Annotated in this window: 18 protein-coding genes; 5 read left to right on the top strand and 13 right to left on the bottom strand. The window is 46.3% G+C overall.

Annotated features, from left to right (window positions below):
* Positions 1–14 precede the first annotated feature (14 nt).
* Entirely contained in the window at positions 15–818 is an 804-nt protein-coding gene (locus NWE73_RS04555) for a GYF domain-containing protein (protein ID WP_277577099.1), read from the bottom strand.
* Positions 819–1022: 204 nt separating this feature from the next.
* Here NWE73_RS04555 and NWE73_RS04550 point away from each other — a divergent pair, with 204 nt between their 5' ends.
* Entirely contained in the window at positions 1023–1964 is a 942-nt protein-coding gene (locus NWE73_RS04550) for a chemotaxis protein CheX (protein WP_277577098.1), read from the top strand.
* A gap of 7 nt (positions 1965–1971) precedes the next feature.
* Here NWE73_RS04550 and NWE73_RS04545 read toward each other — a convergent pair whose 3' ends face one another.
* From NWE73_RS04545 to NWE73_RS04530, 4 genes are read right to left on the bottom strand one after another with little or no spacing between them, the layout of a single operon-like run.
* Complete coding sequence (locus NWE73_RS04545) at positions 1972–2379, bottom strand: acyl-CoA thioesterase (protein ID WP_277577097.1); 408 nt, start codon at positions 2377–2379, stop codon at positions 1972–1974.
* Positions 2380–2388: 9 nt separating this feature from the next.
* Positions 2389–3396, bottom strand: coding sequence for a phosphonate ABC transporter, permease protein PhnE (gene phnE / locus NWE73_RS04540; RefSeq protein WP_277577096.1), 1008 nt, complete (start codon positions 3394–3396; stop codon positions 2389–2391).
* Positions 3374–4177 carry a phosphonate ABC transporter ATP-binding protein gene (phnC, locus tag NWE73_RS04535; RefSeq protein ID WP_277577095.1) on the bottom strand — a complete coding sequence of 268 codons (804 nt, stop codon included), beginning with the start codon at positions 4175–4177 and terminating at the stop codon, positions 3374–3376. The genes phnE and phnC overlap by 23 nt, the downstream gene beginning before the upstream one ends.
* Positions 4177–5073: a phosphate/phosphite/phosphonate ABC transporter substrate-binding protein gene (locus NWE73_RS04530; protein WP_277577094.1), complete on the bottom strand. Its 897-nt coding sequence runs from the start codon at positions 5071–5073 to the stop codon at positions 4177–4179. Before NWE73_RS04530 ends, phnC begins: the two co-directional genes overlap by 1 nt.
* A 102-nt stretch (positions 5074–5175) precedes the next feature.
* Between NWE73_RS04530 and NWE73_RS04525 the strand changes: the two genes are divergently transcribed.
* From NWE73_RS04525 to hrpB, 3 genes are read left to right on the top strand one after another with little or no spacing between them, the layout of a single operon-like run.
* A complete protein-coding gene (locus tag NWE73_RS04525) occupies positions 5176–5904 on the top strand; it encodes an HAD family hydrolase (protein WP_277577093.1) in 729 nt (242 codons plus the stop codon).
* On the top strand, positions 5905–6561 hold the full coding sequence (locus tag NWE73_RS04520; protein WP_277577092.1) for an SAM-dependent methyltransferase: 657 nt from the start codon (positions 5905–5907) through the stop codon (positions 6559–6561).
* 1 nt (position 6562) lies between these two features.
* Positions 6563–9091 (top strand): ATP-dependent helicase HrpB, encoded by a 2529-nt coding sequence (gene hrpB / locus NWE73_RS04515; protein WP_277577091.1) that lies wholly within the window; start codon positions 6563–6565, stop codon positions 9089–9091.
* Here hrpB and NWE73_RS04510 read toward each other — a convergent pair.
* Both NWE73_RS04510 and rpsD read right to left on the bottom strand, forming a co-directional pair.
* Positions 9088–9303: a hypothetical protein gene (locus tag NWE73_RS04510; RefSeq protein ID WP_277577090.1), complete on the bottom strand. Its 216-nt coding sequence runs from the start codon at positions 9301–9303 to the stop codon at positions 9088–9090. The genes hrpB and NWE73_RS04510 overlap by 4 nt on opposite strands.
* 21 nt (positions 9304–9324) lie before the next feature.
* Positions 9325–9951: a 30S ribosomal protein S4 gene (rpsD, locus tag NWE73_RS04505; RefSeq protein ID WP_277577089.1), complete on the bottom strand. Its 627-nt coding sequence runs from the start codon at positions 9949–9951 to the stop codon at positions 9325–9327.
* A 363-nt stretch (positions 9952–10314) separates the two neighbouring features.
* On the opposite strand from rpsD, the gene NWE73_RS04500 reads away from it, so the two are divergent.
* Entirely contained in the window at positions 10315–10671 is a 357-nt protein-coding gene (locus tag NWE73_RS04500; protein WP_277577088.1) for a hypothetical protein, read from the top strand.
* Between the two features lie 22 nt (positions 10672–10693).
* Here NWE73_RS04500 and NWE73_RS04495 read toward each other — a convergent pair whose 3' ends face one another.
* The 6 genes from NWE73_RS04495 to NWE73_RS04470 all read right to left on the bottom strand — a co-directional run bounded on the left by NWE73_RS04495 (position 10694) and on the right by NWE73_RS04470 (position 15279).
* On the bottom strand, positions 10694–10819 hold the full coding sequence (locus NWE73_RS04495; protein ID WP_277577087.1) for a hypothetical protein: 126 nt from the start codon (positions 10817–10819) through the stop codon (positions 10694–10696).
* Positions 10820–10962: 143 nt separating this feature from the next.
* Positions 10963–11382 (bottom strand): Mpo1 family 2-hydroxy fatty acid dioxygenase, encoded by a 420-nt coding sequence (locus tag NWE73_RS04490; protein WP_277577086.1) that lies wholly within the window; start codon positions 11380–11382, stop codon positions 10963–10965.
* A 6-nt stretch (positions 11383–11388) separates the two neighbouring features.
* Positions 11389–11895: a serine O-acetyltransferase gene (cysE, locus tag NWE73_RS04485; protein WP_277577085.1), complete on the bottom strand. Its 507-nt coding sequence runs from the start codon at positions 11893–11895 to the stop codon at positions 11389–11391.
* Positions 11895–12857, bottom strand: coding sequence for a 3'-5' exoribonuclease YhaM family protein (locus tag NWE73_RS04480; RefSeq protein WP_277577084.1), 963 nt, complete (start codon positions 12855–12857; stop codon positions 11895–11897). The genes cysE and NWE73_RS04480 overlap by 1 nt, the downstream gene beginning before the upstream one ends.
* Complete coding sequence (locus NWE73_RS04475; RefSeq protein WP_277577083.1) at positions 12857–13588, bottom strand: hypothetical protein; 732 nt, start codon at positions 13586–13588, stop codon at positions 12857–12859. The genes NWE73_RS04480 and NWE73_RS04475 overlap by 1 nt, the downstream gene beginning before the upstream one ends.
* Complete coding sequence (locus NWE73_RS04470; protein ID WP_277577082.1) at positions 13588–15279, bottom strand: tetratricopeptide repeat protein; 1692 nt, start codon at positions 15277–15279, stop codon at positions 13588–13590. The genes NWE73_RS04475 and NWE73_RS04470 overlap by 1 nt, the downstream gene beginning before the upstream one ends.
* Positions 15280–15320: the final 41 nt, after the last annotated feature.

Genomic DNA, 15320 nt, shown 5'->3' with positions numbered 1-15320 from the left:
TAACTAAATTAAAGTTATGCCGCTTTCGCTGTGGCGTAGTTCTTAATGCTCTCTCTAACGGACTGACTGAGCGTTGTGAACTTCACACCATATCTCACCGGATCGACCGAGGCATCCGAACCATCTTTCACAAACTGCTTACTGACGATTTGGCAGACAGCATTGAAAGGAGGAACCCCATCGCCTGGTTGGAAATGCAAGAACAGGGACTGCCCAGGCTGAAGATTTGGATTATCAATTAGAACCCCCGCTCCGCCCGCGCTAATTTCAAGCGCCTGACCGCGGAAGACCGTCTTGTTGTTATGGACAATCAAAGAGGCGCCATAAGATGCGCGCGCATGACGGCGACGGAAGAAAATCTCTGCCAGTCCTTGCTCGTGGGACTGTTTTAATGCACGGATTGTTTCCGGCGCAAAGTCTTCAATTTCAGCGATGCGCTGCCAAGCAGGAAGTTTGGCATGCCATACATAATCGTATTCAAACAAAGTTTTTTCTTGAAGCATTTGCACCAGCTCAACTTGGCTGAAGGGACCGTAGTTGTTACCTTCTTTAAGGATAAACCACTCTTTATCTTTAAGAGGAGCCACCGACGATGTTGGGATTGGAATTGGCGCAACGTCTGGTTTAGTTGCTGGCTTGCTTGAAAGATTCACTGAAAACTCAGGATGCTCGAGCAACATCATCCATTCACCGAGGGATTCATCAAAGACATAGTCGGTCCATTGATTTTCGTGCATTTCAATCTTTTTCAAGACGGTCTCAAGTGTGTACGGTCCGACGTGAGTCCCATTATTAGAAAGATAGTATTGCTTATTCATTGAAGTACTCCTTGCGCAATCTATCGGCGCAAACAGGACCTGACTTAACTGTAGGATTTTAGACATTTTATAGGACTTTTAGTGCCAATTTATTGTCGAACTTCTGGTCAAATTTAATCCTTTCAGTTCCCCCACCAATAGCCGATATCTTACCAAGCGTTAATGGTTGCTTCAGGAATTGCTGTATAAAACCGATAATTGTTTATGGTGTTTGAACAGAAAAAAGACATGAACTACAGAAAAAATATCCTCATTGTTGATAACAATTGCGAGTTAGAACAACTCGTAAAAGAACCTTTGCTGAAGCAGCTCAAGGACTCCGGCGTATCGCCCGTCGTTGTCCGCGCCAAAGATGGAGCTGAGGCTGCGATCAAATCAGAAAACCAACGGTTTGATATGGTCCTTATTGATACCGAAGTTCCCCGCCTGATGGATGGAGGCTTCGTTTACGGTTTGCATACCTATAAGAACACCCAGGATGCCGAGCTGATCGTTGTAAGCCAAAGAGAGGCTACGGATCTGCCTGACTCTCTAAAAAAATGTAAGTTCTTTAAAAAGCCTGTTTCTCCAGCAGAACTTATCAGCGCGATGATTTCAATTTTAAATGCAGAACACCATGGCGTTGTGAAAGATGCTCCCGCCACCGCGGCTGCCGCGACCAAGTATGCTGTCGATGTGCGGGTGATTAATGCTGTGATCCAGGCAACTACCAAGGTCCTTGGTCAATTTGGTGTGACTTCTGTAAAGATGGACAAAGCCGGACCGAGATCTCCGCATGAACCTCTGCTGGGTGAAGTCTCTTCTGTCGTTGATATTCAAAGTCAGACTTTCCAGGGTTTCCTGTGTGTATCATTCGATAAAGGCAGCTACCTCGAAGTGGTCTCCACAATGTTGATGGAAGAACAAACCGAACTCAACGCTGACAACCAAGATGCGGTCGGCGAAATCAATAATATTATTTTTGGTAATGCTAAAGCAGAAATTTCCAATTTTGGCGTCAAAATGACTGTACCACGAGTGTTGCTGGGGGCCAATCAGGTCGTCCCCTGCGCGCAAGGTTCAGCTGGAATGATGATTCCCTTTAATACAAGCAAAGGGAAGTTCTACATCGTCGTCGTCGCACTTCCTGTGGGTAAGTCGGAGTAGGTCTTGCCTACTCCCCCATTCCAATTGCAGTCATCCATTCCGGGGTCGCTTCGATCAACTTGCGAGCCTGCATATCAAACAGTCCGAAAGTAAATAGCGCCTCACTGGCGATGGTGCCATCTTCCTTGATCATCTGCTGCTTCATATGGCCGACTTTGCCCTTATAATCCACGACTTCACAGGTAATTGTGATGGTCTCGCGCAGACGGATCTCTTTCATAAATTTCAAATTCACATCTAAAACAACAGGACCTTTTTTGATCTCGTGAATTTTATAAAATCCATATCCTCGAGGTGTGATCAACTCCCAGCGGGCTTCTTCATACAAAGACAAATAAGCCGCGTTATTGACGTGACCATAAGAATCAATATGGGTTTCTTTGATTGTCACTTTATAATGAAATGTTTCTGCCATTTTTTATCCTTACTTCAAAGCTTCGCGGATATACGCAGAAGCTTGATCCAGAGCCCATACCACCACCGCAATCACGGCAATGATACAACCCACTTCTCGCCACATCGCCTGTCCTTGATACTGAATCAGCATCGTCCCGATTCCGCCGCCGCCAACAAGTCCGATGACAGTGGCCATGCGCACATTGATATCCCAGCGATACACCGTAAATGAAATATAAGGCAGAAGCACTTGAGGAACAATCGCATACCAAATTGTTTGCAGTTTATTGGCGCCGGTTGACTCAATCGCTTCAATAGGCCCTTCTTCAGCGGACTCCACCATCTCTGAATACTGCTTTGCTAAGGAGGCCACAGAATGAATCATCAAAGCGAGCATCCCTGCAAAAGGCCCAATCCCCACCCAGACTGAAAAGATGATGGCCCAGATCAGGGCTTCAATCGAGCGCGTGACATTCAACACTGTTCTAAGAATCAAATAGACAAAATATCCTGCGGGGCCCTTCATAATATTCTTCGCACAGAAAAAACTCAGTACGAAAGCTACCGGAATCGCCAGAGCCGTCGCCAGGAAGGCCATAAAAATAGTTTCTATGATATTAAGGACAGCGCGAGGCAAAACATCCCAATTTGGATTGAAAAGTCCCTTGAACAAACGAACCGCACCGCCGAAACCATGATAGTCAAACAACTCGACGAATGAAAACTGCGTTTTAATCACCGCGACCATAAACGCAACAATCAAGCTGACCACCAACTGCCAACCCCAAAAACTTTTGTACCAAGCCCGGGCTTCTTCACTTTTCACAGTCTTGAAAAGTACATCACCCAAAGTCACCACACCTCTTGCACGCAATGACCAGCTGATCCCCGCACTGAGAATGAAGAACCCACCAACAAAAAGAACATCTCTGGTCAGATTCAGAAGTTGTTCTTCACTTCCCACAAAAAGTGCGATTGCCAGCACCGAAAGAAGAAATGCTCCAAGAATGCTATCAAAGACCGTCCGTCGAAACATCCTGTGCGCCCTCCCCGTATATTTTTTGAAACCATTCCTCTGTGATCTCAGATGGCTTTCCTGAGAAAACGATTTGTCCTTCCTTCAGAGCAATCACCCGGGTTGCATATTGTCTGACCAAAGAAAGAAAGTGAAGATTTGCGATCACCGTTATCCCGAGCTCTTGATTTACTTTCTTCAAATAATCCATCACGACATGACAAGTGGCGGGATCCAACGAGGCCACCGGTTCATCCGCCAGAAGAAGAACCGGATTTTGCGTAAGGGCCCTGGCAATAGCCACTCGCTGTTTTTGTCCCCCCGAAAGTTGATCCGCCCGCAGATGGGATTTCTCTGAGATACCGACGAGTTTTAAATTTTTCAGAGCTTCCTTGCGATCCTCTTCAGAAAAGATTCCAAGAAGACTGAGCCAACTGTTGCGCCAGGTGTTTTTTCGTCCCAAACATCCCATCAACACATTCGTTAGAACACTTTGCCGTGGAATCAAATTGAAATGCTGGAAGATCATTCCCATTTTCCGGCGAAGGTCTCTGATTTGTTCCTTCTTATCGATCTTGCCGATATCTTGGCCTTGAAAATAAATTTCTCCGCTCGTGGGCTCCTGCAGGCGATTTATACAACGCATGAGTGTCGACTTACCCGAGCCACTCAGACCGATCACAACCAAGAACTCGCCCTGTTCGACATCGAAGCTCACATCACGCAAGGCCTTGACGCCGTTGCCATAAGTCTTCGTCAGATTTTTCACCGATAAGATCACTGATAAGATTTGAGTCTTCACTATTTTTTCTCCGGGACCATCGTTCTGAGCATTTCCCGAACGGTATCATAGTCAGCGTCAGTCGACTTCTTAAGATTGGTAGCCCCTAACATCAGATCCATGGATTTCTTCCCCTCAGGAGTAGCCACAAACTGCAAGAGCGCATCGCTGATTTTTTCCTTCATTTCCTCGGGAAGATCTTTGCGAAACACAATGGGATCATTTGGAATGGGCTCTGAGAGTTCTATGATTTTTACTTTTTGCTCGACATCAGGATACTGTGTCTTTACCAAGCGACGGGCATCTTCAATATGTCCGTCCTGAGGAGGACTGTAATAAGTGGCCCCGGCGTCAACTTGCCCCTGATAGATCATCGTCACGACCGCATCATGGTTCATGGCAAAAACTGTTTGCTTGAGAGTGATCTTCTTATCATTCAAAGTCTTAAGCGGTAGCAGATATCCAGACATCGATGCCGGATCGACGAAGGCCATTTTTTTGCCCTGGAGATCTTTTAGAGTTTTGATTTTACTGTCAGACCTTGCCAGGAATTGAGATTGATAAGTTGCCAGACCATAGCGAATCACTGTCAGACGCGCTTCCACACCGTAAGCTTTGTGCGCCATGTAGTATCCATAGGTATTAATCGCGGCCACATCGGCGCGTTCGGTTCCAAAGGATTCCACGACAGCAACAAAAGACTGGGGAATTGTGATTTGAAATTTGTAAGGCGTGTTTTTCTCTAAGTACTCTTTCAAAATCTTCGAGTTGTCCGCCAGGACTTTCGCGTCCACAGAGGGGACAAGATGAAATTTAATAGGGTTTTCAGCGCTCCCTAAAACTTCCTTTCTGAAATGACAGCCAGCCAGTCCAGTTGCACAGAGGAGAGAGAGCACAGCTATCATTTTTTTCATCATAAAAACTCCAGGTTTAGACAGGTTCAGGTTATAGAAATTGGCCCTGTGAGAGCAAGAAAAGTCTTTGCCTTAACCAGACCTGAACAGATAGGATGACCCCGTATGTTAGAGGCTTTACTTGTCAACATTCAGAGGGTTTCTTCGCAAGGATCAAAGTGCCTGGTGGTCTTTGACTTGGATTCGACCTTATTTGACGTCAGCCCTCGCTTGGAGCGCATTCTCCTCGACTTTGCGGCAGTCCCTGAATTTCAAAATCGCTTCCCTGAACAAGTCGCTCTTTTTAAAGACATTAAAACTATGCATTCTGACTGGGGCATCACGGGTGCTTTGGAACGAGCTGGTGTTGACGACAGTCATCCGGATTTTAAAAAAGCCATCATGGACTTTTGGTATCAGCATTTTTTTTCGAATGAATATTTGCAATACGATAAGCCCACTGAAGGTGCTGTTGAGTTTGTCAATGAAGTGGCGCTCGCAGGTGCTGACATCGCTTACCTTACGGGTCGCGATGTGCAGCGCATGGGTGTCGGCTCAGAACAAGTGCTGCGCAAGTGGGGGCTGCCTTTAAACGATCATGCCCACTTGGTTTTAAAACCTCACAAAGTCATGGACGATGCGGAGTTTAAAACAGACTGGTTCCTGGGAGCACTGACGAAGTCCTATCAGAAAATTTACTTTTTTGAGAATGAACCTGTGATCCTCCACCTGATGGCGACGAAATGTCCTCAAGTGGAAAGTTACTTCTTCGAAAGCACTCACTCTGGGAAAGCCCATCCTCCGGAAAATCTTCCCCGTCTTATGAACTTCCTGCGCTCTAAAAAGGAGTCTTAAATGTTGTATCTGGTGGCCACTCCTATCGGAGACTATAATGAAATTTCTTTGCGTGCTCTGGATGTTTTAAGAGAAGCCGAAGTCATTATTTGCGAAAGCACAAAGGAAGCTTCGAAACTTTTGCGGTCGCACGGTATTACTGGAAAAAAGTTTGAAATCCTTGATGAGCACTCCACGCCGGAAGACAAAGCGGCCTTGGTTCCTTTGTGCGCTGAGAAAATGGTGGCTTTGATCACCGACTGCGGAACTCCTGGCTTTGCAGATCCGGGCGCAGATCTTGTGCGACTGTGCCGCAAAAAGAACCTGGCGGTTAAATCTGTTTTGGGTCCTTCATCTTTGATGGGCTTGCTGTCCTTGAGTGGACAACGTCTGGATCAATTTGTGTTCAGAGGCTTCTTGCCAGCAGAAACAGAAAGCCGTGGCGCCGCTCTTCGTGAACTGACGAAAGAAAAGCGTGCGATCGTCATCATGGACACTCCTTATCGTTTGAAAAAAACTTTGAACGACATGAAAGAGCATTTTCCAAATCGTCAGTTCTTGATCACCTACAATCTTTCGCAAGAAGATGAATTGGTCCTCGAAGGCACCATTGATTCGATCATCAACAAAAATGCTTTTGAAAAAGCCGAGTTCATGCTTTTGATCTACCCGGCCTAATATGAAATTAAACCTTCCTGTTGATGAGTTTATTCCGCAGATTCAGACCAGGTTGTCTGAGGGGAATAATCTTGTCATCACGGCAGCTCCGGGCGCGGGTAAGACAACACGACTGCCTCCGGCTTTGCTTGATATTGTTGAAAAGAAAATTATTGTCCTAGAGCCCCGCCGGATGGCCGCCATCGCGGCAGCCCATCGGATTGCGGAAGAGCGTGGTTGGACTGTTGGCGAGGAAGTCGGCTATCAAGTTCGTTTTGCCAATAAAACTTCTGCAAAAACTCGTCTGATTTTTATGACTGAAGCTTTGTTGGCGAGACAGATGATCGATGATCCCGAACTGTCCGATGTCGATCTGGTTATTCTGGATGAGTTTCATGAACGCTCCATGCACGTGGACCTCGCTTTGGGCTTGCTTCGTGAATTGCAAGAGCTGGGGCGAGATATCAAACTTCTTGTAATGTCGGCAACCCTCGAAGCAGAAAAGATTTCTGCTTATTTGGGAAATAGTCCCGTTGTCAGCGTTCCCGGAAAGCTCTTTGAGCTTGAGGTGATCTACCAGAAGAACCATCAAGTGCTGCAAACCTCCCCTGCTTTTTATGAAAATCTTTTTTCAACAGTCAAAGAGGCACAAGGCAAAACTTCTAAAGACATTTTAGTCTTTCTTCCTGGTGTGGGAGAGATTGAACGAGCCAAAGACAATCTTTCTTCATGGTGCGAGGGCCGCAATATAGAGCTGGTTCCCCTGCATGGCTCCCTGGGCATTGAAGAGCAAAGAAAAGCTCTGCAAAAAGGCTCCAGACAGCGAATCATTCTTTCTACAAATATCGCAGAGTCTTCTGTCACTTTAGATGGTGTGAACACTGTTATTGATTCGGGTCTTGCCAAGAATATGAAGCAAGATTACCGAACTGGTTTTTCGCGCCTAGAATTAGGGCGCATCAGCCTTTCAAGTGCCATTCAACGTTCAGGCCGTGCCGCTCGTCAGTTCCCTGGGATTTGTTATCGCCTGTGGAATAAGATGGATGAGCTTTCCTTCACAAAAAGTGAAGTTGCTGAAATTCAACGGGTTGATCTCACTGAGAGTTTGCTTTTCTTGGCCGCCCAGGGTGTCGCCGACTTTCAAAACTTCACTTGGTTTGAAAAGCCCAATTCCATTGCCATTGAAAAAGCGCTTCAATATCTGCGCCTGGCGAAAGCCTTGGACGGCAAGAACAAGATCACCGACTCTGGCAGAAAGATTCTTCACTTCCCTCTTCCCGTGCGCCTGGCAAAATTGATGTTAGTAGCCTTGGAGCGCGGCTCTTCGGAATTGGGGGCCGACCTTGCCGGGATTCTGCAGGAGCGAGACTTCCTGAGACGTGAAGCGATCAGCTCGTTCCTGGGTGACAAAACTGAATGCGATATCACCGTGCGCTTGGACCTTTTACAGCAGTTTAGAAAATCCGGGAAAGCTCCGCGCGAAGCGAGCTTCTTTGCCCTGCAAACGGTGGAGCAATCCACACGGCAAATTCTTTCCTTAGGCAAGAAAATGGTGCCAGGTAAAGCGGCCCAAGCTGAGCCAAACAATCTGGAACTTCGCACATTATTGTTGAAAGCCTTCCCCGACCGCCTTTGTCGACGTCGTGGAAATTCAGATCGGGCCCTGATGGTTGGTGGACGAGGTGTAAAACTTCAAAACGAAACACTTGTAAAATCTTCGGAGTTCTTCGTGGCCCTCAATGGCGTCGAAGGCAGCAGTGATGCTGAAACGATTGTCAGCCTGGCCTGTGGTTTCTCGAAAGATTTTATTCTTTCCCATTTTAAAGACGAGATTCAAAAAGTTCGCGACGTCACCTTTATCGAAGAGAAGGGGCAATTCTTCATCCGCGAGTACAAGTCTTTGTTTGGTCTTCCCTTGGAAGAACCCAGCCTGCTACCGGCCTCGCAGCAAGAAGTCTCTGAAAAGCTGCCGCAAGTCCTGGTTGAAAAATGGGATTTGGTCTTAAAAAACAATGAAAAGCTTGCGCAGTGGTGGGAGCGGGTTGAGTTCTTCAAGCGCCACGAAGGCCTGTCTTTTGAGTCTGAAATTCCGGAATTGAAACTGGAAGCTTTTGCTCAAGCCTGCATGGGTGAAAGCAAAATGCAGACAGTTTTTGAGAAGGACCTGGCGTTCTTCTTTGAAAATGTTTTCCCGCAGGATTTCGTACACACGCTCAGAAAAGAACTTCCCGATCGCATCGAAGTTCCGAGTGGAAGTAAAATTAAAATCATTTACCCGGAAGATAAAGCTCCGTACCTGGAAGTGCGCATTCAAGAAGTCTTTGGACTTCAAGAAACACCGAAGCTTCTATTTGGAAAGATCCCCGTGACCTTTCATTTGCTGGGGCCGAATTTCCGGCCCGTGCAAGTGACAGCCAATCTCGAAAGTTTCTGGAAGAACGGATATCCGGAAGTTCGCAAAGAATTGCGAATCAAATATCCCAAACACCAATGGCCCGAAGATCCTGCGGATGGAACCCCCGAAGCCAAAGGACGTCGTCGCAGCCCTTAGTGAACTTTGCCGGCACAATCCGCGCAGATGGCCTCACCATCTTCTTCACGCTGCTCTAGATAGGCCAGAAACGAAGCAAAGCGAAAAGAGATATCGTACAAAGTATCCATGTCGAATACGAACTTTTCGCCTGCCATTGTCACAGAGACCCACTCGTTATTTACTTCCTCGAGGGAAATCTCTTCCGCTTCCAGAAATTTGGTGTTTTTCATTTCACGTCTCCTGTTGATTTATTAACCACGTAGAGAGTAGTAGCTAATTACAAGACCGGCATCGAACGCGAATGGAACCGCTTCAATATTCGGTTCATCAATAAGACGACCTGACTCCACCCCACCTTTTTCCTCTTTCATCATAAATGACGGAAGCGGTAAACGCGGGCTTTGTTTCGCCTGAAGATAAGTTTGATTTTCATAAGCATCAGGTTTCAATGTTATAACATCGCCCACTTTAATGATCTGAGAACCAATATTAACTTTCTTCCCATTCACTAAAACTTTGCCATGAGAAACCATTTGTTTCGCAGCCGGAACACTGACGGCGAAACCCAAGCGGAATACGACATTGTCCAGGCGTTTTTCCAAAAGATTGACCAAAGCTTCGACCCAGTTCGAGTTGGAAGACTTTTGCGCCTTCTTGATAAGACGACGGAATTGTTCTTCGCGAACTCCATAATGGAAACGAATCTTTTGCTTCTCTTCCAATTGCAAGCCGAATTCAGAATACTTACGACGGCGTTGACCGTGTTGTCCCGGAGGATAGGGCTTTCTTTCCATGGCACCCGCTTTGCCCATGCCCGGAAGCTCCATCAAAAGACGTCTTTGAGTTTTAAATCGAGGGGTTTTACCTTTTCTTTTCATTTCTGAATCCTATCTGGTCCGCACTCCGACTTGGTCGGAGTAAGCTCTCTACACTCCGACTTCGTCGGAGTAGGTTCTCTGCACTCCGTAATTTGTTGGAGTCATCTAAATTCGGACTCAGTGATAAAGCGAACAGTTTCGCTTGGACAGAACTTCTGATGTTTTTCGATATGATGAGAATTCAGTGAAAGCGCGCTGAAAGACTAATGAGAATGGATGGGAACCTCTACACGGCTGGGGACGATTACTGCGACAAAAAACTACTACTAAATGCAAAGTACTTTTGTAGTGCGTTGGTTCTCATTTTTCTTTCATCTCGGGAAAGCCTTTGCTAGAAAGGGCCTCCGGCTTGAGGGGGGATTCATGAAATTAACATCGACACTTTTATGTGCCAGTATTTTGTGTGCGATGGCCACTTCGCAAGCGGCTCCCAAGACTTTGCTCTTCTGTAAGAATATTGATCGTACCGACCTCAAAGATATCGTTATTCACGAAGTCAGCTCGGCAAAATCCAACGGCCTTCTTGAGATTCAAGAATCGCTGACAGATGGCGGTTCTATCACACGCACGCTGAGTGCTCAGGATCTAAAAGATGGTTATGTGTCTTTGAGTAAGGATGATGAGACGAAGCGCACTCTGGTTCGTAAAGACGGAAGCTGGGCGGTCCTGGAAAATGCGGGGGATTATAATTCCTACTACCACGCGGAATGCGTGGAGTAGGAATTGCGCAGACTTTAAGCTTTTACCAAGCTGCTAGTCTACGGCGGCGATTTCTCTTGCGAACCGGAGTACCTGTTCCAGTACCCTCTACTTGCTTTGAATTAGGGCTTGTGTTCGCTGGAGTTGAATCTTGCTCTACCTGTTTCATAGCCGAACTCCTTTCGTGCTAGATTAAGTACTCCACTATTATTGCAGAGACGCACAGCGCAAAGCGAAGCATTTAATATTAGTTTTAGATCATGAAAACAGAGTGAGAATAACGCAGCAAGCCTCAGAAAGGTACGGCGTACCTCAGTGAGTCCAAACCCACAGGGGGCCGATGAGTAGAAATTGTAAGTCTTTGAAGAAAGAAGGTTTTTTGCCTTCGACTTTGTGGCCATAAAATTGGCCGATCCAGGCTACAACGAAGATGAGCAACAAAGGGATCACCGGACTCATAAGGTGACCTAAGATATAAAGCAAAACATAGGAAGCTATGACCTGCCCCAGCATCATAAGGAAGGCTTTTCTTCCCAGAGTCATATACCAACCCAGTGCGATCGCGATAACCAATTCGCCCAAGCGCAGAGGTCCCAGGTTCACGGGAATTTGAATTAACAAGCCAACAATAGAAAAGAAAATCGCAGGCACGCAGACTTTATGAATACGTCGATTTAAAGGATTCTGATGACTCTCGCTGTATTCCGCAAACCACTGTTCAAGTGTTTTCATAGTCCCTTATTTTTGCTGAGCCAGCGGTGCGACCATCACGGCTCCAGGAGGAACATCGCGAACAACCACAGAGTTGGCTCCTATTGTAGCTCCATCACCAATGGTAATCGGGCCTAAGACTTTTGCGCCGGTACCAATCAATACTCGATTGCCCACGGTTGGATGTCTTTTCACCGGATCAAATTTAATTCCGCCTAAAGTCACACCATGGAAGATGATGCAATCATCACCAATAATCGCCGTCTCTCCGATGACCACGCCCACGCCATGATCAATCACCAAGCGGCGACCAATCGTGGCACCGGGATGGATTTCAATTCCTGTCATCCAACGAGAAATCTCCGCCACCAGACGCGCCAGGAAAAACAACTCAATACCATACAAATAATGAGCGATACGATGACATAGCAATGCCTTCGGTCCCGGATAAAGGATTGCGATCTCCCACAGCGACTTCGCTGCTGGATCGTAGTTTTTATAGGTATGGAGCAGCTCTTGAATTCTTTTAAGCATTAATACTTCTCATTCAGATCATCTAACAGGAAATAGCGATCAAACAGTTCATTATAGCGAGACCATTTCTCGCCAGAACCTTTTTCATTGTCGACAATAGTCTTCACCGTCGCGACTTTACTGTCGAAATCATCAATCATGGCAACAACCATGGCCTCCAAAAATTTAGGACGCTTTGGAGAACCATACTCCATCTTGCCATGGTGGCTCAGGATAATGTGCTTCAAGATGTCGCGCAGTTCATCGTCGAATCCTAAAATGCGCGAGGCTTTTTTATCAATCATCTCGCAGGCAATTTGCATGTGCCCGATCAAACGACCGCGGTCTGTATAGGAAATGCCATTATCATAGGAAAGCTCGGTGATCTTTCCTATGTCATGATAGATCGCTCCAAACAAAAGCAAATCGCGATTTAAGAAAGGATAGTGAGTCCCCATAAAATCCATGATTTTACAGATCGACAAGATATGCTCCAGCAAACCACCAATCCACGCATGGTGAATCGATTTCGCGGCAGGAGCACGTAAAACCTTGGGTCTAATTTCCGGATCTTCCAGTGTATCCAAAACCAACTGACGAATTTGATCGTTCTTCATTGAGCGCACAAGATGAAGCAGTTCTGCCATCATATCTTCCGCACTCCGAGACGCCTGAGGAATAAAATCTTCAAAGTTCACTGTGGAAGAGTCAATGCGTTCTAATTTGTGAACGATCAACTGCTTGCGATTTTGAAAGAGCTGTACCAAGCCCTTTACTTTTAAAATGTCACCATTTTCAAACTCGCGGGACAACTCATCCACGCGATCCCACAACCGGGCATCAATTGTACCCGTGGCATCGCCCAATTGCAGCCCCATGAAAGGACGACCATTTTTACCAACGGCGACAGTCTTTTCCTTCACCAGAAAAAGCTGATCGACATTGTCTTTGTCTTGAAGACTCTGAATCGTTTTTTTATCCATCAGGGCACCTCACAGAAAAGATTCTGGTGTTTAGAGTCCTTAAAAGTCACTTGTGAAATATAGATGTTTCCGGCTTTTTGTGCAGCAATGAAGAATGTTCCCGCCAACACTGAAGTGTAACGTTCGCGGGTGGTGTTAACCTTTAGCCCCTCTTTGCTCATCGCCTTCATAAAAGACGCTGTAATATCGAGGACCTGATTGCAACCTGCCCCGATCACCTTGTCGTCGATGCGACGTTTGCGGCCTTTGCTAAGAAACAACACTTTTTGAGCGGTCGACTCTGTGAACTCTGGAAATTCAAATCCAACGTAAAAAGAACCCTTTTGATCAGAGATGAATTGGGCCAAGTCAATTTCGCCCCCACCTTTTGGCAGTTCGATCTTAATGGCCTCACCTTTTACGATGTCAGCGTTCTTCTCCACCAAAAACACATTCACTTCAGAGAATATAATTTCTTTGGGCAGGCCGGCTGCACCCTCTTTTTTCTCTCCGTGTTCGCCGCCGCCTTCGGCTTTCGGCGCCTCTCCATGAGAAGCGGCTTGAGCTTCACCATGCTCGCTGACGGCTTTGAACTCCAACATGTCCCAAATTTTCGACGGAACTTTTACATCCGAAGCGACATCTTCAAATTTAATTTCTTTGTATTCAGCAACGTGAAAGCCGGGATCCTTCGTGCAGGCTCCCAGTGCTAAAAACAGCCAGAGTGAGTAAATCTTGGCTGCATTATTCATTACTCAGACTCCAATTGGTCCCTGAGTTCAAGCATTGGAATGTAATTGGATTCGGCTTCAAGACCTGCGCGCACGTAATCATATGCACCGGCGCGATCTTTCTTTTTCATCTTAACCCAAGCAAGACCGTAAAGAGCGGCCACATCGTTGCGATTATCCTGGTAAACTTGGGTGAAGATCTTTTCCGTGCAAGCCAGGTCTTGGCTGGCGATGCAAATATCACCCAAAAGATGATTCCTAACTTTTAAGCTGGTCAGTTCCGGCATCTTTAGAATGGTCATGGCTTCCGGCAACCGATTCACTTTATTCAAGTAACTGGCTTGCGCAGCAAGCACGTAAGGATCTTTCGGTCCTTCCGTTAATGCTTCTTGCAACATCTTTTGCGCATCAGAATCACGATTCACTTCCATCAAGCAGACAGAACGCAAAGCTTTCATTTCCGCAGTTTGAATGCTCTTTTCAAAAAGCTCTGAACAGTATTTTTCCAGATAATCCCACTGGGTAAAGCGCCAGTCCACCATCAACGGATGAGTGTAGCGTTCTGCCAGTCCCGCTTCTGAATCCAAGAACTGAATAACCGCCTGGTTCACACCATCCGTGTCGCCTATCAGATTCTGAGCGTAAACCAAGAACAAGGTCAGTTCCTGGCGAAGATAGCCGGTTTTTTGCAAACTTGTCTTTATATCATGAATCAGTGGCTTCAAGAACGAACGATCCTGAGTGGATTTTGCATACTCCATCGCAGACATTGCACGACCAAACAATGCCAAAACAGAGTTGGCATTTTTGCGATAGATCACTTCAAAATCGCGCATTGCTTCGAGGTAGTTTCCCTTTTTCATCTGCACGATGGCCAAATTCAAAAGTGCCGAGATATTCGAAGGCTCATGGCCAATCGCTTTTTGCAAAGTATCTTCAGCTTCTTTTAAATCTCCATCCATCATGTAAGAAACAGAGATCCCCAAATAGGCTTCGACCAAATCTTCACGCGTTCTTCCGTCTTGAATCAAAGCTCTTTCAAGAATACGTCGCCCCTGCAAACTTTGGCGATCTTCTGAAATAAGCACCGGAGCCATTTGTGTTTGAGTATCAGAATCAGGTTCTTTAATCGCAGACGCCTTTTTATAAGCGGCGAGGGATTTATCGTACAAGCCCATACTCTTGTAGCGAAGAGCTTGTTTTAACAGCTCCTCATAGCCTGCAGATTTTTTGGAACCCTTTAAAGACAGGCTAACGACAATCGCGACGGCTGCAAGGCCGGCAATACCGATCAAACTCCAACGAAGAACATTCGATTGTTTCTGAATTTTACCTTTAACTCGATTGTCTGCCGCCGAACCATAACTTTTAGCGGCAGCATTATCCGTCGCCAAAGAACGACTGTTCGCTCGTTCAACCGAAGGAGTGACATCTTTAATATGAGACTCCATAGCAGGAGGCTTCACTTCCATCACAGGAAATGGCGTCGGAGTCAGCTCATCTGAAATTGTAATACTGGCGGTCTGAGCATCCGTTTTGGTGACGGTGTGCTGAGCCACTGATTGAGTCATGGTATTTTCAGAAGAGTTATCTTGCTCCTCACGGATGTTTCTTACGATCTCCATGAAAAGTTCGCTTTCGCGAATATAAGACCAGCGGCCGGTGGGCTGGCGAACCTCATCAATAATTGAGATTTGCTTGCTGGCCAACATGCCCGTCACTTCTTCCAAAGTATACGGCCCGAGAATCCTCG

The sequence above is a fragment of the Bdellovibrio svalbardensis genome (assembly GCF_029531655.1).
Lineage (GTDB): Bacteria > Bdellovibrionota > Bdellovibrionia > Bdellovibrionales > Bdellovibrionaceae > Bdellovibrio > Bdellovibrio svalbardensis.
This window is presented reverse-complemented; position numbering and strand designations above follow the sequence as displayed.